Annotated in this window: 25 protein-coding genes; 11 read left to right on the top strand and 14 right to left on the bottom strand. The window is 70.6% G+C overall.

All coding sequences use genetic code 11. The features are described from left to right. Positions 1 to 15: 15 nt before the first annotated feature. The gene (locus AC4D12_RS09855) at positions 16 to 1206 is read right to left on the bottom strand and encodes a zinc-dependent alcohol dehydrogenase (RefSeq protein WP_490949750.1); all 1191 of its coding nucleotides are present in this window, start codon (positions 1204 to 1206) and stop codon (positions 16 to 18) included. A gap of 99 nt (positions 1207 to 1305) precedes the next feature. Between AC4D12_RS09855 and AC4D12_RS09850 the strand changes: the two genes are divergently transcribed. The 3 genes from AC4D12_RS09850 to AC4D12_RS09840 all read left to right on the top strand — a co-directional run bounded on the left by AC4D12_RS09850 (position 1306) and on the right by AC4D12_RS09840 (position 3158). Continuing rightward, a complete protein-coding gene (locus AC4D12_RS09850; RefSeq protein WP_490949749.1) occupies positions 1306 to 2142 on the top strand; it encodes an AzlC family ABC transporter permease in 837 nt (278 codons plus the stop codon). Continuing rightward, positions 2139 to 2450: an AzlD domain-containing protein gene (locus AC4D12_RS09845; RefSeq protein WP_490949748.1), complete on the top strand. Its 312-nt coding sequence runs from the start codon at positions 2139 to 2141 to the stop codon at positions 2448 to 2450. The genes AC4D12_RS09850 and AC4D12_RS09845 overlap by 4 nt, the downstream gene beginning before the upstream one ends. 189 nt (positions 2451 to 2639) lie before the next feature. Continuing rightward, entirely contained in the window at positions 2640 to 3158 is a 519-nt protein-coding gene (locus AC4D12_RS09840) for a hypothetical protein (protein WP_490949747.1), read from the top strand. Between the two features lie 18 nt (positions 3159 to 3176). Here AC4D12_RS09840 and AC4D12_RS09835 read toward each other — a convergent pair whose 3' ends face one another. The 4 genes from AC4D12_RS09835 to pta form a co-directional block, all read right to left on the bottom strand. Then, positions 3177 to 3515, bottom strand: coding sequence for a YnfA family protein (locus AC4D12_RS09835; RefSeq protein WP_490949746.1), 339 nt, complete (start codon positions 3513 to 3515; stop codon positions 3177 to 3179). Between the two features lie 68 nt (positions 3516 to 3583). Then, positions 3584 to 4483 carry a cutinase family protein gene (locus AC4D12_RS09830; RefSeq protein ID WP_490949745.1) on the bottom strand — a complete coding sequence of 300 codons (900 nt, stop codon included), beginning with the start codon at positions 4481 to 4483 and terminating at the stop codon, positions 3584 to 3586. Between the two features lie 162 nt (positions 4484 to 4645). Further along, complete coding sequence (locus AC4D12_RS09825) at positions 4646 to 5761, bottom strand: acetate/propionate family kinase (protein WP_490949744.1); 1116 nt, start codon at positions 5759 to 5761, stop codon at positions 4646 to 4648. 36 nt (positions 5762 to 5797) lie between these two features. Next, positions 5798 to 7879, bottom strand: coding sequence for a phosphate acetyltransferase (pta, locus tag AC4D12_RS09820; RefSeq protein WP_490949743.1), 2082 nt, complete (start codon positions 7877 to 7879; stop codon positions 5798 to 5800). Positions 7880 to 8012: 133 nt separating this feature from the next. Here pta and AC4D12_RS09815 point away from each other — a divergent pair, with 133 nt between their 5' ends. After that, entirely contained in the window at positions 8013 to 8360 is a 348-nt protein-coding gene (locus tag AC4D12_RS09815) for an ArsR/SmtB family transcription factor (RefSeq protein WP_490949742.1), read from the top strand. A gap of 12 nt (positions 8361 to 8372) precedes the next feature. After that, a complete protein-coding gene (locus tag AC4D12_RS09810) occupies positions 8373 to 8870 on the top strand; it encodes an SRPBCC family protein (RefSeq protein ID WP_490949741.1) in 498 nt (165 codons plus the stop codon). 88 nt (positions 8871 to 8958) lie between these two features. On the opposite strand, the gene AC4D12_RS09805 is transcribed toward AC4D12_RS09810, so the two are convergent. Next, positions 8959 to 10104, bottom strand: coding sequence for a fatty acid desaturase family protein (locus tag AC4D12_RS09805; protein WP_490949740.1), 1146 nt, complete (start codon positions 10102 to 10104; stop codon positions 8959 to 8961). A gap of 20 nt (positions 10105 to 10124) precedes the next feature. Then, complete coding sequence (locus AC4D12_RS09800; protein ID WP_490949739.1) at positions 10125 to 11231, bottom strand: ferredoxin reductase; 1107 nt, start codon at positions 11229 to 11231, stop codon at positions 10125 to 10127. A gap of 97 nt (positions 11232 to 11328) precedes the next feature. On the opposite strand from AC4D12_RS09800, the gene AC4D12_RS09795 reads away from it, so the two are divergent. After that, on the top strand, positions 11329 to 12534 hold the full coding sequence (locus AC4D12_RS09795) for a PucR family transcriptional regulator (protein ID WP_490949738.1): 1206 nt from the start codon (positions 11329 to 11331) through the stop codon (positions 12532 to 12534). On the opposite strand, the gene AC4D12_RS09790 is transcribed toward AC4D12_RS09795, so the two are convergent. Continuing rightward, positions 12522 to 13382 (bottom strand): DNA-3-methyladenine glycosylase family protein, encoded by an 861-nt coding sequence (locus tag AC4D12_RS09790; RefSeq protein WP_490949737.1) that lies wholly within the window; start codon positions 13380 to 13382, stop codon positions 12522 to 12524. The genes AC4D12_RS09795 and AC4D12_RS09790 overlap by 13 nt on opposite strands. Continuing rightward, positions 13379 to 14179 carry an SDR family NAD(P)-dependent oxidoreductase gene (locus tag AC4D12_RS09785; protein ID WP_490949736.1) on the bottom strand — a complete coding sequence of 267 codons (801 nt, stop codon included), beginning with the start codon at positions 14177 to 14179 and terminating at the stop codon, positions 13379 to 13381. Before AC4D12_RS09785 ends, AC4D12_RS09790 begins: the two co-directional genes overlap by 4 nt. Before the next feature lie 265 nt (positions 14180 to 14444). Here AC4D12_RS09785 and AC4D12_RS09780 point away from each other — a divergent pair, with 265 nt between their 5' ends. After that, positions 14445 to 14750 carry a DUF4193 domain-containing protein gene (locus tag AC4D12_RS09780; RefSeq protein WP_055765785.1) on the top strand — a complete coding sequence of 102 codons (306 nt, stop codon included), beginning with the start codon at positions 14445 to 14447 and terminating at the stop codon, positions 14748 to 14750. Positions 14751 to 14849: 99 nt separating this feature from the next. Here AC4D12_RS09780 and AC4D12_RS09775 read toward each other — a convergent pair whose 3' ends face one another. Beyond that, the gene (locus tag AC4D12_RS09775; RefSeq protein ID WP_490949735.1) at positions 14850 to 15344 is read right to left on the bottom strand and encodes a hypothetical protein; all 495 of its coding nucleotides are present in this window, start codon (positions 15342 to 15344) and stop codon (positions 14850 to 14852) included. A gap of 96 nt (positions 15345 to 15440) precedes the next feature. Between AC4D12_RS09775 and AC4D12_RS09770 the strand changes: the two genes are divergently transcribed. The 3 genes from AC4D12_RS09770 to AC4D12_RS09760 all read left to right on the top strand — a co-directional run bounded on the left by AC4D12_RS09770 (position 15441) and on the right by AC4D12_RS09760 (position 18067). Further along, the gene (locus AC4D12_RS09770) at positions 15441 to 16082 is read left to right on the top strand and encodes an alpha/beta hydrolase (protein WP_490949734.1); all 642 of its coding nucleotides are present in this window, start codon (positions 15441 to 15443) and stop codon (positions 16080 to 16082) included. Between the two features lie 58 nt (positions 16083 to 16140). After that, positions 16141 to 17067 carry an AEC family transporter gene (locus tag AC4D12_RS09765; RefSeq protein WP_490949733.1) on the top strand — a complete coding sequence of 309 codons (927 nt, stop codon included), beginning with the start codon at positions 16141 to 16143 and terminating at the stop codon, positions 17065 to 17067. A 175-nt stretch (positions 17068 to 17242) separates the two neighbouring features. Then, on the top strand, positions 17243 to 18067 hold the full coding sequence (locus tag AC4D12_RS09760; RefSeq protein ID WP_490949732.1) for a YsnF/AvaK domain-containing protein: 825 nt from the start codon (positions 17243 to 17245) through the stop codon (positions 18065 to 18067). A gap of 11 nt (positions 18068 to 18078) precedes the next feature. Here the strand turns inward: AC4D12_RS09760 and AC4D12_RS09755 are convergent, their stop codons facing one another. After that, entirely contained in the window at positions 18079 to 18477 is a 399-nt protein-coding gene (locus tag AC4D12_RS09755; RefSeq protein ID WP_490949731.1) for a VOC family protein, read from the bottom strand. 111 nt (positions 18478 to 18588) lie between these two features. Between AC4D12_RS09755 and AC4D12_RS09750 the strand changes: the two genes are divergently transcribed. Beyond that, positions 18589 to 19215 carry a DEAD/DEAH box helicase family protein gene (locus AC4D12_RS09750; protein ID WP_490949730.1) on the top strand — a complete coding sequence of 209 codons (627 nt, stop codon included), beginning with the start codon at positions 18589 to 18591 and terminating at the stop codon, positions 19213 to 19215. Between the two features lie 19 nt (positions 19216 to 19234). Here the strand turns inward: AC4D12_RS09750 and AC4D12_RS09745 are convergent, their stop codons facing one another. The 3 genes from AC4D12_RS09745 to AC4D12_RS09735 form a co-directional block, all read right to left on the bottom strand. Beyond that, positions 19235 to 21328, bottom strand: coding sequence for an iron ABC transporter permease (locus AC4D12_RS09745; protein WP_490949729.1), 2094 nt, complete (start codon positions 21326 to 21328; stop codon positions 19235 to 19237). A gap of 6 nt (positions 21329 to 21334) precedes the next feature. Continuing rightward, positions 21335 to 22327, bottom strand: a complete 993-nt coding sequence (locus AC4D12_RS09740; RefSeq protein ID WP_490949728.1) for an ABC transporter substrate-binding protein — start codon at positions 22325 to 22327, stop codon at positions 21335 to 21337. Between the two features lie 122 nt (positions 22328 to 22449). Then, positions 22450 to 23292 carry an ABC transporter ATP-binding protein gene (locus AC4D12_RS09735; protein ID WP_490949727.1) on the bottom strand — a complete coding sequence of 281 codons (843 nt, stop codon included), beginning with the start codon at positions 23290 to 23292 and terminating at the stop codon, positions 22450 to 22452. Positions 23293 to 23379 lie beyond the last annotated feature (87 nt).

The following is a 23379-nucleotide window of genomic DNA, read 5'->3' as shown; positions in this document are numbered from 1 at the left end:
CTGTCCGCAGGCGTCCTAGGCGGTGACGCCCTGGGGCTTCAGGACCACCTTGATGGTGCCGTCCGTCTTCTTCTGGAAGTTCTTGTACGCGGCCGGCGCCTCGTCGATCGAGACCTCGTGGGTCATGAGGTCCGTGACGCCCAGCGGATCCGAGGGCTCCTCGACGATCGGGAGGAGCTCGTCCGTCCAGCGCCGCACGTTGCACTGGCCCATGCGGAACTGGAGCTGCTTGTCGAACATGTTCAGCAGCGGCATGGGGCTGGCGGTGCCGCCGTAGACACCGCTCAGCGAGACCGTGCCGCCGCGGCGGACGGCGTCGATCGCGGAGTGCAGCGCCGAGAGGCGGTCCGTGCCACCGGTCTCCATGACCTTCTGGGCCAGCTTGTCCGGCAGGATCCCCACGGCGTGCTGCGCGAACGCGCCGACGGGGGAGCCGTGCGCCTCCATGCCGGCGGCGTCCACGATCGAGTCCGGGCCGCGCCCGTTGGTCATGCTCCTGAGCTCCTCGGCGGTGTCCTTCGTGAAGTCGACGGTCTCGATGCCGTGGCGCTTGGCCATGTCACGGCGCTCGGCGACCGGTTCGACGCCGATGACGCGGTGGCCGAGGTACTTCCCGATGCGGGCGGCGAACTGGCCGACCGGCCCGAGACCGTAGACCGCGAGCACGCCGTCCTTCGGCACGTCCGCGTACTGCACGCCCTGCCAGGCCGTCGGGAGGATGTCGGAGAGGTAGAGGTACCGCTCGTCCGGCAGGTCGGAGCCGACCTTCACCGGACCGTAGTCGGCGAAGGGCACGCGCAGGAACTCGGCCTGGCCGCCCGGCACCGAGCCGTACAGCTCCGAGTACCCGTAGATGGCGCAGCCGGAGCCCGCCGAGTGGACCTGCGTCGTCTCGCACTGGGACTGCAGGCCGCGCTTGCACATGTAGCAGTGGCCGCAGGAGATGTTGAAGGGGACGACGACGCGGTCGCCGACCTTGAGGTTCGTCACTCCCGCCCCGACCTCCTCGACGATCCCCATGGGCTCGTGCCCGAGGATGTCGCCCTTGTGCATGTAGGGGCCGAGGACCTCGTAGAGATGGAGGTCGGAGCCGCAGATGGCCGTCGAGGTGATGCGGACGATCGCATCGGTGGGCTCCTGGATGGTGGGATCAGGGACGGTCTCGACGCTGACGTTGCGCTTGCCTTGCCATGTCACTGCCTTCATGGGTGCTCCTCGCGGTAGTAAGTAGGCTTTCCTTTCCTACTCTGCACCTCCGGCGCAGGAATAGGAAGCCGGTGCGCCGGGGTCGCCTAGCCTTGTCGGGTGCGCTTGCTCCAGTCCCCGGCCGTCCGCGTGGCCCTCTCGGTCGCCGTCGCCACCGGTCTCTACGGGCTGTCCTTCGGCGCTCTGTCGGTGGCCGCGGGCCTCGACCTCCTCCAGACCATGGCGCTCAGCCTCCTGCTCTTCAGCGGTGGTTCCCAGTTCGCGTTCATCGGGGTTGTGGCCGGTGGCGGGAGTGGTTTCTCGGCGATATCGGCCGCTGCCCTGCTCGGCATCCGCAACGGTGTCTACGGGATGCAGATCAACGTGCTGCTCCGGCCGTCGCGGCGGTTGACGCTGCCCATGGCGCACCTCACCATCGACGAGTCCGTGGCGACGGCGACCGGCCAGGCCGACCCTGACGAGCAACGCCGTGGGTTCTGGGCCGCCGGCATCGGCGTCTTCGTCCTGTGGAACCTCTTCACCCTCGTGGGAGCGCTCGCGGGCAACGCGCTGGGCGATCCGGCCCGGTTCGGGCTGGACGGCGCCGCCGTCGCGGCCTTCCTCGGCCTGCTGTGGCCACGCATCCGCGCACGGGAGCCGGCGGCGATCGCCGTCGTCTGCGCGGTGGTCACGCTCATCGCCGTTCCGTTCGTGCCACCCGGCGTCCCGATCCTCGTGGCCGCGGTGGTCGCCGCCGGTCTCGGGCTGTCCGGCCTGGGGCCGGCGACCGAAGGGCTCGAGCCCGACGTCGAGCCGTACCCGCCGGGGTCCTCCTACGGTGCTGGACGTGGCTCCGAGGAGTCCGGGCCCGGCGGCGGTGCTCGTCCGGTGAATTCGTACGACCGTCCCGACGACGGTCACGGGCGTGGCCCTGGCGAGAGGGCGGGGAACGCATGAACCTCTGGGGCTGGATCCTGCTGGCGTGCGCCCTCTCGATCGCGACGAAGTTCCTCGGCTTCCTGGTCCCCGCGAAGCTGTTGGACAACCCGCGGATGCTGCGGGTGGCCGGGTCGCTCACCATCGGGCTCCTGGCCGCGCTGACGGCGACGAACACGTTCGCCTCGGGTCAGGCGCTGGTCGTGGACGCGAGGGTCGTGGCCCTGCTGGCGGCCGCCGTCGCGCTCTGGCTGCGGGCGCCGTTCCTCGTGGTGGTCGCGGTCGGGGCGATCGCGGCCGGTGTGGCGAGATTGCTCGGGGCCGCGTAGGGCCGAGCCCTGTTCCCCCACTGCTCCTCCCGTTCGACCGGTCCATCGCATGGGGGGACGGTGCATTTCGGGGGGACGGGCTGATCACGTGGGAGGACGCCTCGGTGGGGACATCAGGACAGGCCGGCAGGAGAATGTCATGGGCACGTGATGCAGTACCCCTCATCATCAGGACGACGAGGGGGCACCGTGCAGACGACCGACGAGAACGCAGCATCGGAGAAGATCCGGATGCTGGCGCTGGCGAGCAACGCTGCATGGGCCGAACAGGTCGCCGAGGCGGAGAACGAGCGCCGCTGTCTGGAGAATCACCCGTCGATTCTGGTGGCGCTGGAGCGAACCCTCGATCTGGTGGTCGCCTGCGCACGTGGCGAGGACGTGCTCCACGCCGTGGTGACCAGCCCCGCACGATCCGAGCTCGGCACCCAGCTCCTCGTCGTGACGCCTGCTCTCGTCCTTCGTGCGCGGCTCGCGGGATACATCGAGGACGATCCGGAGGTCACCGTCCTTCCGCGACGCGCGCTGCACCGGCTGACGGTGACGAGTCACTACGAGGACCGTGATGAGAGGGACCCGGTCTCCTACCCCGAGACCCGGGGTTTCGAAGCGGTCTACGACGGGAACGAGCGGATCCACTGTGATGAGGATTCGTCATGTGACTTCTTCGGGGCGATCCTCAGTGAGTTCACCCGGGATCTGACGCGATAGGCGGTCCGCTGCGACCGCTCAGACGGCCGGGCGGGGGACGAACATGATCAGTGCGACGCCGACCAGGCAGACCGCCGAGCCGATGACGTCCCAGCGGTCCGGGCGGAAGCCGTCGACGAGCATGCCCCAGGCCAGAGATCCGGCCACGAAGACGCCGCCGTACGCCGCCAGGATGCGGCCGAAGTTGGCGTCCGGCTGGAGCGTCGCCACGAAGCCGTAGGCGCCGAGGGCCATGATGCCCAGCCCGGCCCACCACCACGGCCTGCCCTCACGGACCGCCTGCCAGATGAGCCACGCACCGCCGATCTCGGCACCCGCGGCCAGGACGAACAGGAGGGCCATGCGCACGATCGTCATGGAACCAGTGTGCCGGGCGGCGGCTCCGCAGCCGTGTCAGCCGCGGAGCCGCCTACCGTGCGGAGGGATCAGCAGGCGCTGACCAGTGACCAGGTGCCGGGCGCGGTCTCGCGGAGGGACACGACGTTGAAGCGGCTGGTGTAGCCGAGGGAGTCGCGCGAGCCGACGGCGTAGGCGCGGTTGAAGATGTCGCGGGCCCGGCCGGCATCGACGTGGTCTGCGGTGTCGTCACGCACGCAGGTGCCGGTGGGTGTGGTGGGCGGGGTCGTCGGTGGGGTCGTCGGGGGAGTGGTCGGGGGCGTACCGGTGCGGACCAGGTTGGCGGCGAACTGAGCCGCAGTCGCGATGGAGCCGTTGCTCGGGTAGCTGGTGTGGCCACCGCTGACGTTCTTCGGCTGGCTGCCGCACACGGTGTCCGAGGTGCCGCAGTAATCGGCCGAGCGGGCGCCGTAGGTGGTGCTGGACGAGGCGATCGTCGCGCCGCCCTGCAGGCCCAGCGGGTTACCGAAGACCGTGATCGCCGAGATGCGGTCCGCGAGGGCGGCGGGGATCACCGATCCAGTGCCGCCGGTGGAGGTGCGGATACCGAGCGCCTTGTCCACGACGGTGGCGCCCTGGGAGTACCCGCCGAGCACGAAGCGGGTGTTGGGGCACGCCGCGGCGACGCTGGTGATGTGGTTGACGAGGTCGGTGGAGCCGGCGCCCGCGCTCGTCTGGGAGAGGTTCGCGCCGTAGACCACGGCGTAGCTGCTGACCGTGTAGCCCGAGAGCTGGCTGGTCAGTTCGCTCACGAGGGGCCGTCCGACGATGCCGAGGCCCTGGGGCTCACCGGATCCGCGCGCGAAGGAGATGTCGATGTCGGTGCAGGCGGCCTGTGCCGGCTGCTCCGTGGCGACCACCGTGCCGGTGGCCAGGGCGGCTGTCAGACCGAGGGCCGCGACGACGCGGCCGAGGAGGGAGTTCTTCATGGAGATGTCCTGGGGGTCGAGGGGGAAGGGTCGATGGCCCGGGCGGGCCCTTGGACGTGCTTGTGGCACCAGCACGGGACAACCCTAGGAAGGCGTTCCTCCCGGACGCAAGGTAGGACGAATGAACATTCGCGGACCTCTTGCGGCCCGTCCTTGGTGGTGCTAAACGTCCCGGACGACGGCGGCTGTCGCCTCCGCGATCGCCGCCTCCTCGTTCGTCGGCACCACGAGGACGGGGAAGGCCGAGGCGGACGTGCTGATCACGCGAGCCTGCTTGCTGCGCTCCGCGTTGAAGGTCTCGTCGAGCTCGAGTCCCAGGGCACCGAGCTTCGAGACGACCGCGGTGCGGAAGTCCGGTGCGTTCTCGCCGATGCCCGCGGTGAACACCAGTGCCTGCGCTCCGCCCACCGCCACGTGGTAGCCGCCGACGTACTTCGCCAGCCGGTAGGAGGCCACCTCGAAGGCGAGCGTCGCGCGCTCGTCCCCGGCCTCCGCGGCCTCGGAGACCGACCGCATGTCATTGGTCCCGGTGAGGCCCTTCAGCCCGCTGTTCCGGTTCAGGAGCGTGTCCAGATCCTTCTCCGTGTACCCCTCGCGGAGCAGGAACAGGAGGATCGACGGGTCGATGTCCCCCGAGCGCGTTCCCATGACCAGTCCCTCGAGAGGCGTGAACCCCATGGAGGTGTCGATGCTCGCGCCGTCGCGCACCGCCGTCACGGAGGCACCGTTACCGAGGTGCGCGATGACCCCGGTGAAGCTGTCCGTGCCGAGGAGTTCGGCGGCGCCCCGGGCCACGTAGGCGTGGGACGTGCCGTGGAAACCGTAGCGGCGGATGCCGTGCTTCCGGTACAGCTCGTCCGGAACGGCGTAGCGCCAGGCATGCTCGGGCAGGGTGCGGTGGAACGCGGTGTCGAAGACGGCGACCTGCGGCATCCGGGGCCACTTCGCGGAGATGGCCCGGATCCCCGTGACCGCCGCGGGGTTGTGCAGGGGCGCGAGCGGGTTGAGCCCCTCGATGGCGCCCGTGATCTCGTCGTCGATCAGCACGGGTTCGCTGAAGCGCTCCCCGCCGTGCACCACGCGGTGCCCGACGGCGTCGATGCCGCGGTCGCCGAGCGCGGCGGCGACGTCGCGGTCCACGCGGTCCAGGGCGGCGGTGTGGTCGGGGACCTCGGCCTCGCCGATGCGTTCCACGAGGCCTTCCGCCAGGACGTCGTGGCCCTCGCGCACCTGGTACTTGAGCGAGGACGAGCCGGAGTTGATGACGAGGATGATCATGGGGTCCTGTCCGGTAGAGGGATGGGAGGTGGGGCGTCAGGAGGCGGCGGGCTGCTGCGCCTGCACGGCGGTGATGGCCACCGTGTTCACGATGTCCTCCACGGTGCAGCCGCGCGAGAGGTCGTTGACGGGCTTACGGAGGCCCTGGAGGACGGGCCCGACGGCGACCGCCCCGGCCGACTGCTGCACGGCCTTGTACGTGTTGTTGCCGGTGTTGAGGTCGGGGAAGATGAAGACCGTCGCCTGGCCCGCCACGGTGGACCCGGGCAGCTTGGAGGCCGCGACCGAGGCGTCGACGGCGGCGTCGTACTGGATGGGGCCCTCGACGGCGAGATCCGGGCGCTGCTTCCGGACCAGCTCCGTGGCCCGGCGGACCTCGTCCACCGCGCCGCCGTGGCCGGACTCACCGGTGGAGTACGAAAGCATTGCGACGCGGGGCTGCACGCCGAACTGCTCCGCCGTCTCCGCCGATGCCACCGCGATGTCCGCGAGCTGCTCCTCGTTGGGCTCGGGATTCACCGCGCAGTCGCCGTACACCAGTACGCGGTCCTGCAGCAGCATGAGGAACACCGAGGAGACGATCTTCACGCCGTCCTTGGTCTTCACGAACTCCAGCGCCGGCCGGATGGTGTTCGCCGTGGTGTGGGCGGCCCCGGACACCATGCCGTCGACCTTCCCGAGCTGCACCATCATGGTGCCGAAGTATGCTCCTTCGAGCATCCTTTCGCGGGCCTGATCGAGCGAGACGTTCTTGTGGGCGCGCAGCCGCGCGTACTCCTCCGCGAACTCGTCGCGGAGCTCGGACGTAGAGGGGTCCACGAGCGTGATGCCGGTGAGATCGATGCCCTGACCAGACGCCAGTTCACGGACCTTCGACTCGGGACCGAGGATCGTCAGGTCACAGACGTCGCGCCGGCGGAGGATCTCCGCGGCCTTCAGCACGCGGACGTCCTCACCCTCCGGCAGCACGATGTGCTTGCGCTCGGCCCGGGCCCGCTGGATCAACTCGTGCAGGAAACGCAGCGGCGTCATGCTCACCGGCCGGGGGAGTTCGAGGCGCTCGAGCAGCTCGTTCTCGTCGACCTGCCGCGACCAGGCGCCGAGTGCGGCGGCGGCCTTGCGACGCAGTCCACTGGCGATCTCCCCGCGCACCTCGCTGACGCGCCGGGCCACGGTGTAGGTGTCGTCGTCGAGCGCGAACACGGGGAAGGGCGCCTGGGCGAGCAGAGCGAGGATGTTCGGGTCGGGTGCGAGACCGCCGGTCAGGACCATGGCGGACGGCACGGGGAACTCGGGCGAGAACGACGACGCCAGCGTGGCCACCAGCACGTCCGCGCGGTCGCCGGGCACGATCACCAGTGCGCCGTCCGTGAGCAGGTGCAGGAAGTTGCCGACGTTCATCGCGGCGACGCGCACGCTCGTGACGTCCCGCTCCAGGTTCGAGTTACCGGCGATCTGCCGGGCGCCGAGCTCGGCGGACACCTCGGAGACGGTGGGCTGCGAGATCTCGCTGAGTTCGGGGATCACGTACACGGGCCGGCCCGAGCGGCCCGGCCGCACGTGCTCGCTGATGGAGGTGACGGCGTCGTCCGCGGCCCGGTTCACCATCATGGCGAGCAGCGAGACCTTCGCGGCGTCCAGTTCCCGGCGGGCCACGTCCACGGCGTCGGCGGCCTCGTCCACGGACATGTCCTTCGCGCTGACGACGGCGAGCACCATGGCGCCCAGGTTGTTGGCGAGGCGGGCGTTGAGATCGAACTCGACGGCGGCGTCGTTCCCGGAGAGGTCCGTGCCCTCGACGATCACGACGTCGCACTCGGCCGCGATCTCGCTGTAGATGGCGACGCAACGGGCGTCGATCTCGGCGCGGTCACCCGTCACGAGCAGGGCGCGTGCCTCGGCGCGGGTGAGGCCGCCTCGCGCGCGGCTCCCGGGGAGGTCGAAGGCGCGCTGCATGAGGCGCACCATGGGATCCGCCGTGGGGTCGCTGCCTTCGACGATGGGCCGGAAGAACCCCACGCGGTCCGCGTGCCGGTGCAGCATGTCGGCCAGCCCCAGGGAGATCAGGGACTTGCCGGAGCCGTTGGTCATGGCGCTCACATAGATTCCACGGGTCATGGCGCCAGTCTTGCAGGCTCCCCGGATGCGTGCCATAACCGGTGTCACGTCCGCGGGCTGATCGATCCGTGCGTCGACGGCACGGCGGGGAAGGTCTTGACGGACGGCCCGTGGATACGTAACGTACAACCACATGGTTGTAGATCAGCGGAGCGACGACGGGGTAGACCGCCTGTTCCAGGCGCTCGCCGACGCGACGCGGAGGGACATCGTGACCCGCGTGCTGGTGGCCGAGTACTCGGTCTCCCGGCTGGCCGAGCAGTACAAGATGAGTTTCGCCGCGGTGCAGAAACACGTGGCCGTCCTCGAACGGGCGTCGCTCGTCACCAAGGAGAAGCGGGGACGGGAGCAGATCGTGCGGGGACGGGTGGACGGCGTGCAGCGGGCCCGACGCCTGCTCGACGACTACGAGACGATCTGGCGGCAACGGGTCGACCGGATCGGGGACATCCTCACCGAGGACGCGGAGCAGGACGACTAGGAAGGCATCATCATGGCTGTCATCAGGACGGAGAAGGACGTCGAGTCCCTCCACTTCAGGCTCGTCGCGGAGTTCGACGCCGGTGTGGACCGCGTCTGGCAGATCTGGGCGGACCGGACACAACTCCAGCGCTGGTGGGGGCCGCCCACCTGGCCGGCGACCTTCGAGACCTACGAGTTCCAGGAGGGCGGCCGCGCCGCCTATGTCATGACCGGGCCGGACGGCGAGAAGGCACGGGGCTGGTGGCGGATCACCGCCGTCGAGCCTCCCCGGCTGCTGGCCTTCGTGGACGGCTTCGCGGACGAGAACGGCGATCCCGTGCCGGACATGGGGGAGACGACGGCGACCGTGACGCTCGAGGACCTCGGAGGCCGCACGCGGATGACCATGACCACGGCGTTCCAGTCCCTGGAGCAACTCGAGCAGATGGCCGCGATGGGCATGGAGGAGGGCGTCCGCGAGGCCCTCGGGCAGGTCGGCGCGCTCCTCGCGGAGGACGCCCCCGTCTGAGGGGCGGCCGCCCCCCTTGGGGGTCCGGCGGGAATGGAAGAAGCGCCGCCGCTCCCGGAGAGGGTGCAGCGGCGCTCCGTCCGAAGGCCTAGGCCGTGGCGGTCTTGGCCTTGCGCGGCGGCAGGGCCAGCTTGAAGATCTTCGCCCACGTGGAGCCGACCTGCTTCGGCAGGGGGCCCGTGGTGTAGGGGAGCTTGTAGCGCGTGCAGATCTCGCGAACCTTCACCGCGACCTCGGCGTACCGGTTGGACGGCAGGTCCGGGAAGCAGTGGTGCTCGATCTGGTGGGACAGGTTCCCGGACATCAGGTGCATGAACTTGGAGCCCGAGATGTTCGCCGAACCGATCATCTGGCGCACGTACCAGTCGCCGCGCGTCTCGCCGTCCACCTCCTCCTCGGTGAACGTGTCCGTGCCGTCGGGGAAGTGGCCGCAGAAGATGATGGCGTGCGCCCAGAAGTTACGGATGGCGTTCGCGAGGAGCGTGCCGTAGAGCGCCTGCTTGCCGGAGCCCGTGAGCATCGCGACGGCGGGGGTGGCGGCATAGTCCTTCGAGAACTGCTTGACCACCTTGACGCCCACGGCCTTGAGGTCGCGGTTCATGGCCTCCTTGGACTTGAGGCCCTCCTTGTACTCGGGGATCTCGAGGTCGTACAGGGCGATACCCCACTCGAAGACCGGCGCGAGGATCGCGTTGTACACCGGGTTGCCGAGGTTGAACGGCTTCCACGGCTGGTCCGGGTCCATGCGCAGCAGGTTGTACCCGATGTCGCGGTCCTTGCCGATGACGTTGGTCCAGCGGTGGTGCAGGTCGTTGTGCGTGTGCTGCCAGGAGCGCGCCGGGGTCACGAAGTCCCACTCCCAGGTGGTGGAGTGGATGTCCGGATCGCGCATCCAGTCCCACTGCCCGTGCAGGACGTTGTGGCCGATCTCCATGTTCTCGAGGATCTTGGCGACGCTCAGCATGGCCGTACCCGCGAAGAAGGCGGGCTTGTGCTTGGCGAACAGGAGCGTGCCGCGGCCCGCGAACTCGAGCGAGCGCTGGATGCGGATGATGCGGCGGATGTACGCCGCGTCCGTGGCGCCGCGCTTCGCGAGGATCTCGTCGCGGACGGCGTCGAGCTCGCGTCCGAGCTCCTCGACCTGCTCATCGGTGAGGTGCTTGGCGGCGTCGGGCCGGACCAGCGGGTGGCCCGAGGCCGCAAGGGCGCCCGGGCGGGTCAGCGTGGTAGTCATGGGGACTCCTCCGATAGTGGTTAAAGGTCAAGGTTCACGGGCCCGGCGGCTGCCGAGACGCAGGTCTGGATGAGCTGGCCGGGATTGTTGTGCACTTCGCCGCTGCGCAGATCCCGGACTTGTCCGGCGCGGAGCGGCACGAGGCAGCTGTGACAGATGCCCATGCGGCACCCGCTCGGCATGAGGACCCCGGCGTCCTCGCCGATGTCGAGGAGCGGGGTGTCGCCGTCAGCCTGGACCTCGCGGTCCGACTGCTCGAAGGTGACGAGTCCGCCGTCGTGCCCCGCGCCGGCCGTGAGGTCGGTGCTGAAGCGCTCGATGGTCAGGGTTCCCGTGCCGCTGGCGTCGGCCCCGGCCGAGACGCTCGGGACGGTCCGGGACTGTTCGAGGGCGGCTTCACGCTGCCACAACTCCTCGGCGTCGTTGAGGAAGCCCTCCGGCCCACAGGCGTAGGCCGCGCGGGAGCGCCAGTCGGGGCAGAGATCCGCGATGGTCTTCGCCGTGAACTCCAGGCGTCCGCGGGCGGCGGTGAACCAGTGGCGCACCTTCAGATTGGGGAACTGGTCCGCGAGCTCGTCGAGCTCCTCGCGGAAGAGGCTGCTCTCGGGGGTGCTGTTCGAGTTGATGAGCACCACGTTGGCGTCAGGCCGGCGCGGGATCAGCGTGCGGATCATGGACATCACGGGGGTGATGCCGCTGCCGGCGGTGAGCATGAGCAGGGAGCGCGGGTGCTCGGGAAGCACGAAGTCGCCCTGCGGGGGCGCGAGGAACAGGACGTCGCCGGGCTTGGTGTCGCGGACCAGGACGTGGGACACCGAACCGGCGTCCTTCACCGTGATCGCCGGGTCATGCCCGGCGGCATTGCTCAGCGAGTACGAGCGCCACTGGCGCACGCCGTTCAGCTCGACGCCGATGCGCGCCCACTGACCGGCCTTGTGGGCGTGCCAGCCCTGGCCGGGGCGGAAGTAGATGGTGGCGGAGTCCTCGGTCTCGCGCACCACGCGGGTCACGACGCCGCGGAGCTGCCGCGAGGAGTACACCGGGTTGAACAGGGCAAGGAAGTCCTCGGGCGTCAGCGGGGTGGTCAGCGCGGATGCCGCGCGAGCCAACTGTCGAAACCGGATCATTACATCAACGATATAGTCCTCGCCGCTAAAATTCTTCGCGTCGGACATACAGTTGACGCGAGCGAATTATCTTGACGGCACAGACAGGGTAAGCGATATGAGCGCAGACGCGATGGCCGTGGCTCCCCCGGATCCGCCGTGGCTGGCCCTGCCCCCGTCCGTGAGCGACAAGCTGAGGCCGCTCACCGGCGATCTCGTGGAGGCCATCATCCAGGCCGTGCCGCAGCTCGTCCCCGCGTATGCCCGGCCCATCGAGGGAAGTTTCGGGCGTGGCCTGCGCATGGGCGTGGCCGCGGCGTTGGAACGGTTCTTCGAGCTCCCGGGCACCCGCCTCCCGGCACTCTCCGACGAGAGCCGCCAGCTCGTGGCGGGCCTCGGACGCGGCGAGTTCCGGCAGGGGCGCAGCATGGACGCGCTGCTGGGTGCGTACCGGATGGGCGCCCGCGTGACGTTCCGGGAGGTCTCGCGGCGGTCCATGGGCGAGGGGTACGGGCCCACCGTCGTGGTGGATCTCGGGGAATCGATCATGGCGTACATCGACGAGCTCTCCGCCGTCAGCGCCGAGGCGTACGCGTTCGAGCAGTCGGAGCGCGCAGGCGCCGTGGACCGGCGCCGGGCGGAGCTCCTCGAGCTCCTGCTGCTGGGCCGAGCCGACGAGACGGCGCTCCGCCAGGCGGCGTCGCTCGCGGACTGGGCCGTACCCGCCCAGCTCGCCGTGGTCACCCTGCCGCTGGAGCGGGCCCAGGGCGTACGGCAGCGGCTGGGTCAGGGCGCCATCGTGATCGAACGCGAGACCGACGCCGTGGGGCTGGTCCCGGACCGCCCGAGCCTCCGCGCGGACCTCGAACGGGCGCTCGCCGGCCGGAGCGCGTCGATCGGCCCGACGGGCGCCCTGGAGCAGGTGGCGCAGTCGCTGCGCCTCGCCGTGCTCGCCGCCACGATGCTGCCGCCGCGGGAGGGTGCAGACCAGCCGCCCGTATGGGCGGACGAGCACCTCACCGAGGTGGTCCTCGCGGCGGAACCCACGGCGGTGGAGGAGCTGGCGCGACGCCGGCTGGCCCCGCTCGCGGACCTCGCCGACGGCCAGCGGGAGAAACTCGAGGAGACGCTCCTCGCGTGGCTGCGGCACTGGGGTCAGCGGGCACCGATCGCGGAGGAGCTCGGCATCCACGCGCAGACGGTCGGCTACCGGATGCTGCAGCTCCGGGAGGTCTTCGGCGAGGACCTGAAGAATCCCCAGGTGCGGTTCGAGCTGGAGATCGCCCTCCGCGCCGCCCGGCGGAACGACGGCTACCCGGAGTAGGTCGCGGACGTCCAGAGGTGGAACAGCGCGTAGGCACGGAACGGGCGCCACGCCTCCGAGAGCCGCTCGGCGTCCCGGATGCTCGGGTTGCCCATGGCCCGGCGCGCCACGAGGTCGCCCGGCGTGAACGCGTCGGGGTCCCGCAGCACGCGCACGGCGAGGTGGTCGGCGGACCACGGGCCGATCCCCGGGATGGCCAGCAGGTCCTTACGCAGCATCGCGTGGTCACCGGCGGCGTCGAGTGACAGGCCGACGGCGACGGCGCGGGCCACGTTCTGCACCGTCGCGGCGCGTGAGCGGGTCACGCCGATGGCGGCGCGCAACTCCTCGTGCGGCGCGTCGGCGATGACCGACGGCGCCGGGAAGACCGTCAGCCCGCCCGGCCCGGGTGTGCCGTACGCCGCGGCGAGACGTCCGCCGAACGTGCCTCCCGCCGCGACGGACACCTGCTGCCCGAGGACGGTCATGATCGCTGCCTCGAAGGGTTCGGGGTAGCCGACGGCGCGCAGGCCCGGGCGGGCGCGCACCAGCGGTCCCAGCAGGGGGTCGGCGTCGAACGCGCGGGCGACGGCGGCGACGTCCGTGTCGAGGTCCAGCCAGCTCCGGACGGTCCGGGTAAGGTGCGCCCACTCGCCGTCGTCGTCCGTGTCCGCGGTGAGTTCGACGTCGCCCGCGTGCACCGTCAGGGTGACGCGCCGCGGTCCGCCGTCCGTGGTGAGCAGCCGCGTGTGCGAGCGCCCGGACCTGTCGCTGATCTCGCACCCGGCGATCGAGTGGTTGGCGAGGATCGCGGCCATGGGACCGGCCTCGAGGGCGCCGTTCGGTGGGAGCCGCGCGGAGCGGCTCACGGGAGGATGGAGTCCACGTATCCGCCGTCCACCCGCACCGCGGCGCCGGTCGTCGCCGAGGCGAGCGGGGAGGCCAGGTAGGTGACCATGGTCGCGATCTCCTCCGGTTCGATCAGGCGTTCGAGCAGCGACTGCGGCCGGTGCTCGCGCATGAACTGCCGCTGCGCGTCCTCCCACTCGAGGTCCTTGTCCACCAGCTGGTACACGAAGTCCTCCACGCCACCGGTGTGGGTGGGGCCCGCGATCACCGAGTTCACGGTGACGCCCGTGCCCTTCGCCTCCTTGGCGAAGCCGCGTGAGACGCCGAGCAGTGCCGTCTTGGACACGCCGTAGTGGATCATCTCGGCGGGGATCACCACGGCGGAGTCACTCGCGATGTACTGGATGCGGCCCCAGCCCCGAGCCATCATGCCGGGTAGGTACGCGCGCGTCAGCCGCACGGCGGTGAGGACGTTGACCTCGAAGTAGCGCCGCCACTCGGCGTCGTCGATCTCGAGGGCGGGCTGCGCGTCGAAGATGCCCAGGTTGTTGATCAGGACGTCGACGGCGGGTAACGCGCCGAGCGCCCGGGCCACGCCCTCGTCCGTGGTGACGTCCGCAGGGATGGCGACGAGCTCGGCGTCGGGCACGTCCGCACGGATGGCCTCCATGGCCCGGGCCACACCGCGGTTGCTGCGGCCGTTGACGCCCACGCGCGCACCCGCCCTCGCGAGGCCCGCAGCGATCGCCCGGCCGATCCCCTGGGTGGAACCGGTCACGAGAGCGGTCCTGCCGCTGAGGTCGAGTGCAACTGCCATGGGGAGCTCCTGGGACACGTGTGCGGTGGGGTTTCCCGACAACCCTACGACGGCGGGACCCGCCCTTCGGGAGGCCCCGTTCCCTCTAGCACGGACGGGCTGCGACGTCACATTGTGGGGCGGATCACGGTCGGTGTGATCGATGGAGAAAAGTACCAGCCCCAGCGGGTATATTGCAGCCGGTATACGGAATACTTCCCCCTCTCCCGAGGTTGAGGATGGCATCTGGGCGTCATTCCCGCCCATAAGAAGGAGATACACCCCCATGGCAACCGACTACGACGAGCCACGCGTTCGGCCGGAGGATCAGCCGGCCAACGAATCGCTCGAGGCGATCCAGGCACAGCGCAGCGCGACAACGCAGACGGCGCTCATCGATGTCGAGGACGGCGAGACCGCCGAAGGCATCGACCTCCCCGGGGCTGACCTCTCCCACGAGGAACTCCTCATCCAGGTCATCCCGCAGCAGGAGGACGAGTTCACCTGCATGTCCTGCTTCCTGGTCCACCACCGCAGCCAGCTCGCGCGTGAGAAGAACGGCGAGAAGTACTGCACGGAGTGCGAGGGCTGACACCAGCCCTGCAGCATGAGAGCTCCTGACCGGACGGTCGGGGGCTCTTGTCGTCTGGCCCCGCCGCGTCAGCGGCGGGGCCCGGGCATCTCAGTCGCGTCAGCGGCGGGGTCCGGGTTCTGCCGCAACCACCGTCAGCGGCAGGCCGGCGGCCGCGCAGGACGCCCGCACCATGGCGTTCTGCTCATCCGCCCGCGTCAGCCTGTTGTTCACGCCCGTGTCGTCGCACCAGTCCACGGCGTAGGGGAAGGCCGAGACGAGATACTCGCCGGGTTCCGCATCCAGTGGCACCACGACGTCGGCTGCGAAGGCGCCGGCATCGCCCATCGGTTCCAGGGCGCGGAGAAGGACGGTCCCGTCGGCGGTGGTCAGGAGTACCTCCACCCGCGCGTCATCTCCGTAGCTGGGATCGCAGTCGGCGTCGGCAGCGGACACCCGCACCGATCCGCCGGCCTCGATCCGCTCCGGTGTCAACGCGGAGGGTGGGGGCATGCATGCGGGCGGGAGGAGGGACCCGCCGACGCCGTTGCCGCAGCCGGAGAGTACGAGCGCCACCACTCCGGCGGCTGCAAGCGCGCCACGACTCCCGACCATGGCCTGATCCTGCCCCGCGCTTCACCCTCGGTACACCTCCCGGCGGCAACAGCAACCGCATCGTGACGCACGGCCGGCCCCCAGTACGGTGAAGGCATGACTTCATCCCAGGTGATCGTGCTCCCCGGCGGCGGCTACGGCATGCTGTCCGACAACGAGAGCGAGGTCGTCGCTGAGCGGCTGCGCTCGCTCGGCCTCTCGGCGAGCGTGTTCGAGTATCCCGTGCAGACCCGCCATCCCGGCCCGCTCGACGCCGTCCGCGCCGAGATCCGGCGGGTCCGCGCCGAGGGGGCGGAGAAGGTGGCCCTCCTCGGGTTCTCCGCGGGCGGTCACCTGGCCGGCCATGCCGCCCTCGCGGCAGGCGCCGCAGAGGACGAACGTGTGGACGCCGCCGTGCTCGCCTACCCCGTGGTGTCCATGGAGCTCGCGACGCACCGCGGCTCGCAGGACGAACTGATCGGGCCCGACGCCGGTGCGCGGCTCCGCGCCGAGACCTCGCTGGACCGCCTGGTCACACCCGACGCGCCGCCCTTCTTCATCTGGCACACGGCGGAGGACGAAGCCGTACCCGTCACGCACGCCTATCTGCTCGCGCAGGCGCTGACGGCCCACGCCGTTCCCCACGCGCTGCACGTCTTCACCGAGGGCGAGCACGGGCTGGGCCTGGCCGAGGGGCAGGGCGCCGCCGGCCAGTGGATGCGGCTCGCGGCGGAGTGGCTGCAGGCTCGGGGCTGGTGAGGGCGGCGGTCCCGCCCGCCGTGTCGTCGAGGAGCCCGGTGCGCGCTCGGACCGCCCGATGATCCTCCAGACCGTGGTGGCGCTGGGACCCGTGATCGGCCTGATCGCCCTCGGGTACGGCATCAGGGCGCGGGGGTTCCTCGCGCCGTCGTTCTGGCCGCCTGCCGAGCGCCTCTGCTATTTCGTGCTGCTACCGGCCCTGTTCGTCAACGGCACGGCGACGGCGGACCTGGCGGGCCTGCCGATCGCCCTGATGGCCCCGGTGCTCGCCGGCCCCGTGATCCTCACGGCGGTGGGGCTCGTGGTCGCCCAACGCTGGCTGGACCTCGACGGTCCGGCGTTCACTTCGGTGATGCAGGGCAGTATCCGCTTCAACAACTACCTCGGACTCTCCATCGCCCTCGCTCTCTTCGGGGCCGACGGCGTGGCTCTCGCGGCGATCGCCAACACCATCCTCGTACCCCTCGTGAACGTGCTGTGCACGCTCGCGTTCGCCCGGTACGGCTCGGAGAGACTGACGCTCGGCGGTACGGTGCGGAGCATCGCCACCAATCCGCTGATCCTCGGCTGCGTGATCGGCATACTCCTCAACGTGACGGGCATCGGCCTGCCGCCGGGCATCGCGGAGTTCGTGCGGACCCTCGGGGCGGCATCCCTGCCACTCGGGCTGCTCTGCGTCGGGGCTGCGCTCGAACTGCGGAGCATGGGCCGCAACCTCGGCGCCGTGGGCCTCGCCACCGTGGTGAAGTTCGTGGTGCTGCCGGGGCTCGGGATCGCGGGGTGCCTGCTCGTCGACCTGACCGGGCAGCCGGCCGCGACCGTGATCCTGTTCCTCTCCCTGCCCACGGCATCTTCCGCGTACGTCATGGCACGGGCCCTGGGTGGCGACTCCCGGCTCATGGCCTCGACCATCACGCTGCAGACGGTTGCCGGCGTCCTCTACCTGCCGCTGGTCTTCGTCGTCATCCGCGCGCTCACGGGCTGACCTCGCGCCGGCGGGACCGCCTGCACGTTCACGGGCTGACCTCGCGCCGGCGGGACGGCCGCCATGCCGACGGGCACGGCCTCACCCCAACGGAGATCCGGGTACTAAGCATGCTTGCTATCAGCGGTGGCGCGACCTACGGTGAGGAGGAGTCAACCTCTTCGAAAGGGTCATCATGATCACGCTCGACCAGATGAAGGAATCCATGAACGCCGGCGCCAACGTGCTGAGCGAGGACGGCGCGGTGCTCGGTCCCATGGGTCAGCTCTACGTGGACGACGCGACCGGCGAGCCGAGCTGGGTCACCGTCTCGACCCACACGGTGGGGAACCCCGAATCCTTCGCGCCGCTGCAGGGTGCCACGCTGCAGGGCAAGGACGTCCGGCTGCCCTACACGCATGCGAAGGTGTACGACTCCCCGAAAATGTCCCAGGACGGCCACCTCAGCCCGGAGGAGGAGCAGCACCTGCTCAGGTACTACGGGCTGATGGCGGGGAAGGACGACGCCGTCGACGCCCTTGATACCTCGGCTACCGCGGGCACCGGCACGCCTGCCCGCCCGCGTACCTCCCGCCCCGAGGGCGACGACTACGCGATGACGCGCTCCGAGGAGCAGCTCCGCGTAGGCACCGAACTCCGCGAGACCGAGCGCGTGCGCCTGGTCAAGCGCGTGGTCACCGAGGACGTCACCATGACGGTGCAGATCCGGCGCGAGGAGCTCGTGGTGGAGCGCGTGCCGGTGAAGGACGGCGCACCCCTGTACGACGACGGTGCAGGCACCTTCAGCAGGGCCGAGCGCGACCGCCTCTACTCGGCGGTGGAGACCGCCTTCAGCGGCGACGTCGTGGAGATGGTGCTGTACGAGGAGAAGCCCCGCGTGGAGATCGACGTGGTGCCGATCGAGCGCGTGCGACTCTCCCGCGAGGCCCACACGCAGGACGAGGTGGTCCGCGGGCAGGTGCGCAAGGAAGTCATCGAGACGGAGCGCTTCGACGCCTAGGAGGCCCGCGGTCAGGCGTCGCGGGAGGACAGCACGCAGAACTCGTTGCCGTCGGGATCGGCGAACACGTCCCAGCTGACCTCCCGGCCCTGACCGACGTCCGCCCGCGTGGCGCCGAGCTCCAGGAGCCGCTCGATCTCCGCCTCGCGGTCCTGGCTCGTGTGGGGCGCGAAATCGAGATGGATCCGGTTCTTCGACTGCTTCTCGTGCTCCACCCGCACGAAGACGAGGCCAGGCGGTGTCTGCTCGAACGTCAGCGTGGCGCCCACCTCGCGGGCCCAGGTGGGGATCACCACGGCCTCGTCGTCGTCCTCGAAGATCACCTCCCACCCGAGCGCCTCACGCCACCAGTGGGCGAGGGCCCGGTGGTCGGTGGATTCGATGACGGCGGAGTACCAGCGGAGTGTCATGCCCACGATTGTGCCTCCGGCCCGCCACCTGCGGAAGGTGGTGTCGGACAGGATCTGTCCGCGATGTCGGCGCACCTTGCGGTGCATCTCCCCGCGGGGCAGGTTCGCCTCATGATGTTTCTCGTCTCGGGCGCCAGCGGCGTCGGCAAGTCCACCGTCGGCGCCCACCTCGCGGAGGTTCTGCCCCTGGCGACCTTCCGGTGCATCACGCTCGACGACGTCCTGCCGGCCCCGCCCCATCCCGACACGGCGTACCGGCAGCGCGCCGCTCGCGCCGCCGTCGTCCGCGCCCTCGACGAGCAGGCGCACGGGCGGCACACCATGCTCGCGAGTGATCCGGTTGCGGCAGGCGAGCTCCTGGCTGTTCCCGAGGCGGAGGGGCTCGACGGCGTGGCGGTGTGCTTGCTCCATGCCTCGCCGGAGGCGCAACGGGAGCGCCTCGCGGAGCGGGGCGAGAGCGAGGAGGCGCTCGGTCACCACGCGGCGTTCGCGCGGTGGATGCACAGCCATGCGACCGACGCGCAGCACATGCAACACGTTCTGATCAACGGCGGTGCGGATGCGATGCAGTGGGACCGGTGGACGGCGCTTCCCAGCGGCGATCCTGGCTGGGCCATGCACGTCATCGACACCTCCGCCCTGGACAGGGCGGCCGTCGGGGCTGCCGTACGGCACTGGATCGACGACGCACTGGCGGGCCGCGCCCCGGTGTTCGCCGGCGAGTGGTTCACCGCCTGAGGAGTTTCGGCGCCCGGCCTCAGCGCGCCAGTCTGCTCCTGAACAGCAGGTACACGAAGTACGGCGTGCCGAGCAGAGCCGTCAGGAGCCCTGCCGGGAGTTGGGCCGGGGCGATCGCCGTGCGGCCGATGACGTCACCGAGGCACACGAGCACCGCGCCGAGCAGCATGGCGGTCGGCAGGGCCAGGCGGTGCTGCGGACCGACCAATGCTCGCGCAGCATGCGGCGCCACCAGCCCCACGAAGGCGATCACGCCGATCCCGGCGACCGAGGACGCGGTGAGCAGGACCGCGAGGCAGAGCAGCAGGAGTCGCGCTCGCGGGACGCGCACACCGAGCAGGCGGGGTGTGTCCTCGTCGAGGGCGAGGAGGTCCTGGGTGCGGTGCAGGGCCGAGATGATCGGCGCCGCGAGGATCAGGGCCGCGGTCATGGGCACGAGGTGCTGCAGCGACCGCCCGTAGGTGGAGCCTGACAGCCACGTCAGTGCCTTCGCCTCGTTCCACGGATCGGTCAGCACGATCAGGAGCGTGATGACGGCGGTTGCCGCGGCCGAGACCCCGATGCCGACCAGCACCAGACGGTCCGTCTGCATGCCGCCGCGGAAGGACAGGCCGAAGACGACGACGGACACGACGGCGGCGCCGATCCCCGCCGCCCCGCTGATGAGCCAGAAGCCGGCCAGGGGCACGAATGTGATGACGATGATCGCTCCCACGCCCGCTCCGCCGGAGACGCCGATGATCGCGGGTTCCGCGAGCGGATTGCGGGTCACGGCCTGGATCGCGGTGCCGGCGAGGGCCAGGGAGGCGCCCGCGAGCAGGGATGCCCCGATGCGTGGCGCGCGCGTGTCCATGATGCTCGAGACCACGGGACCGGCCTGGCCGGTGGCCCAGTTGGCGATATCGCCGAGCAGCAGTTTGGCGTCGCCGAGGAGCGCCCCGGCCACCGCGACGGCGATCAGCAGCACCCCGAGGACCACGATCACGGCCGTACTGCGCGCCGCGGTGATGGGCCGCAGGGCCACGTTCTTCGGCTCGCGGGAGGGTCCGTCGGATCTCATGCGGTGCGCGAGCGCCACGAGGAAGACGGCGCCGAAGAGGGTGGTGACCACGCCGGTGGGAACCTCGACGGCGCTCTCGGCGCCGATGGCCGCGCGGAGCGCCACGTCCGCGGCGAGAACGAGGAAGACGCCGAGGAGTGCCGATGCCGGGATGAGCGCGAGGTGACGGTGGAGCCCGGGGATGCGGGGGGCGGCGAGGCGCACGACGGCGGGCGCGGCGAGCCCCACGAACCCGATGGGGCCGGCGACCGTGACGGCAGCGGCGGAGAGCAGCACCGCCAGGACGATCGCGAGCACCTGCGTGCCACGGACGTTGATGCCGAGCACGCGCGCCTGGTCCTCACCGAGGGTGAGGAGGTCGAGGGAGCGGGAGCGCAGCAGCAGCACGAGGAGGGCGGCGCCCGCGAGAGGCGCGAGCAGCGTGACGCGCTCCAGGCCGCTCTGCCCGAGCGACCCCGACCCCCAGGCGAAGAGGCCTTGGGTCTCCTCGGTGAACAGCAGCAGGAACATGTTCGTGAGCGCGCTGAAGGCCAGTGCGAGGGCGGACCCCGCGAGCACGAGGCGGACGCTCGAGGACTGCCCGGCCCCGGCCAGTGCGAGGACCAGGGCCGCCGCCGCGAGGCCGCCGAGGAAGGCGACGCCCACCGCCCCGAGCAGGGGCACCTGCAGGCCGAGTGCTGCGACGGCGACGACGGCGAGGTGCGCGCCCGCGTTCACCGCGAGGGTGTCCGGGGAGGCCAGGGAGTTCCGCGAGACGGACTGCATGACGGCCCCTGCGGCTCCGAGCGCGACGCCCACGAGGACACCCGCGGCGAGGCGCGGCACCCGGCTGTCGAGGACGACGGCGGCCGACAGGGCGTCGTCGTTCCCCGTCAGGAGCGAGAGGATGTCCGCGGCACCGACGCTCGCGGTGCCCTGGGTGAGGTGGACGAGCGCGAGGAACGCGGTGGCGACCGCGAGCAGTGCGCCGGCAACGACCAGCCGCACCCCGACCCGGTCCGGCGGGGTGCCGGTCGGGGCGGGAGGGGCTTCGGCGAGCGTTGCCGGCGGCATCGGGAGCTACTGCGCGGACTGCGCGGCATCCACCGCGGCGTCGATGATCTGGTTCATGGAGCTCGGCCCGCCGAAGACCCACAGCGAATCCGGGAACCGCGTGACGTCGCCGGACTCGACGAAGGGCAGGGCGGTCCAGACCGCGTTGTCGGCGAGCTCGTTCTGGTACGGATCCCCGTAGGAGTCGTTCGCGATGTACCAGAAGCGGGTGTCCGCGGGCAGAGCCGTGAGGCCTTCGACGTCGGTCTGCGCGAGACCGTAGGCGGCGTCGCCCTCGAGGTCCCACGCGTTGGCGAGACCGAGTTGCTCGAAGACGTTGCCCACCAGCGACCCCTCGGTGAACGGCCGGATGGACACGCTGCCGGCGTCGGCGTAGGCATCGGAGAACGCGACGCTCGCCCCGGCCGCACCGGCTTCCTCGATGGCGGCCTTGCCGTCGGCGAGCTTCGCCTCGAACTCGGTCCGTAACTCGGCGGCGGCGTCCTCGGTGCCGGTGATCGTCGCGATCAGGTCGATGTTCTCGAACATCTGACCGAGGTTGTCCGTCGCGTCACCGCCGGGGATGACGACGACGGGCACGGTCTCCTCGATCTGCTCGATGGCCCCCTCGGTGAGCTGATCGGTGACGATCACGACGTCGGGGGTGAGGGACACGAGGGTGTCGATGCTCGGCTCGCCGCGCAGCCCGACGTCCGTCACGGAATCGTCCAGCGGCTCGGCGCTGACCCAGGTGGCATAGCCTTCGACGTCGGCGGCGCCCACCGGCATGACGCCGAGCGAGACCAGATTTTCGATGGCGTTCCACTCGGTGGCGACCACGCGCTCCGCAGGGCCGTCCAGCGTGACCTCCTGGCCGCGGGCATCGGTGACGGTGATGGATTCACCTGCCGCCGCGGTCTCGGCCGGGGCGTCCCCTGCGGCCTCCTCGGTGGTCCCGCACGCGGTGAGGGCGAGCAGTGCCGTTGCTGCGAGGGCAGCGAGCATCTTCTGGTGGGTCATCGATGTCATTCCTGTTCGGTGCGCCCGCAGTCGGTGCGCGGTGGGTGGAGCCGTCCGTCGGGTGCGCGGACGGCCGGGGGTCGGTGCCGGGATCGGTTCGGTGGCTCTCGAGCGTGAGCGGGTCAGGAGGCCGTGAGGACCGCCGCGGGGTGCGCCGGGCTGTTGTGGCGCCCGACGGCGCGGGTACGGACGGTGCCGCCCGAGACCGTGACGTCCACGCGCACGCCGTACGCGCGGGAGAGGTTCTCGGCCGTGAGCACCTGCACCGGTGCGCCCTGCGCCGCCACTACGCCGTCCTCGAGGAGCACCACGTGGTCCGCGATGGCGGCGGCCTGGTCGAGATCGTGCAGCACCACCCCGACGGTCACCCCGTGCTCGGTGGCGAGGTCCCGTACGACGTCGAGGATCTCGACCTGGTACCGGAGGTCGAGGTGGTTGGTGGGCTCGTCGAGGAGCAGAACGCCGGTGTCCTGGGCGAGGCAGCTGGCCAGCCATACGCGCTGGGTCTGGCCGCCGGAGAGGGCTGCGACGGGACGATCGGCGAGATCAGCGGTGCGCGTGAGGCTGAGGGCGCGGTCGATCGCGGCGCTGCCGCGCGGGTCCGCTCCAGTCCACCGGCTGCGGTGCGGGTGCCGACCGAAGGTGACCACCTCGCGCACGGTGAGTCCTCCCGGCACGGGCCTGCTCTGGGCGAGCAGCGTGATGGTCCGGGCGAAATCCCGGGCCGAGAGGGCGCGCACATCCGCGCCGTCCTCGAGCCGCACTGCACCGGAATCCGGTGCGTGCAGCCGGGCGATGGTCCTGAGCACTGTCGATTTCCCGCTGCCGTTCGGGCCGATCAGGGCGGTCACGCTCCCTGGCCGGAGATCGAAGGAGACGGGCCCGACGACGCGCCGGCTGCCGTAGGAGATGTCGAGCTCCGCGACGGACAGCGACGGGTCTGCGGAAGCGTGATGGGTGGACACAGTCCAAAGGTTAGGCTGTCCTAACCCTGAGCGCAAGAAATTAGGGCACGATCGCGTGACTTAATCGTGGCGCCCCAGAATCAGGAG

This window comes from Arthrobacter sp. TJ-266, assembly GCF_058269115.1.
This window is presented reverse-complemented; position numbering and strand designations above follow the sequence as displayed.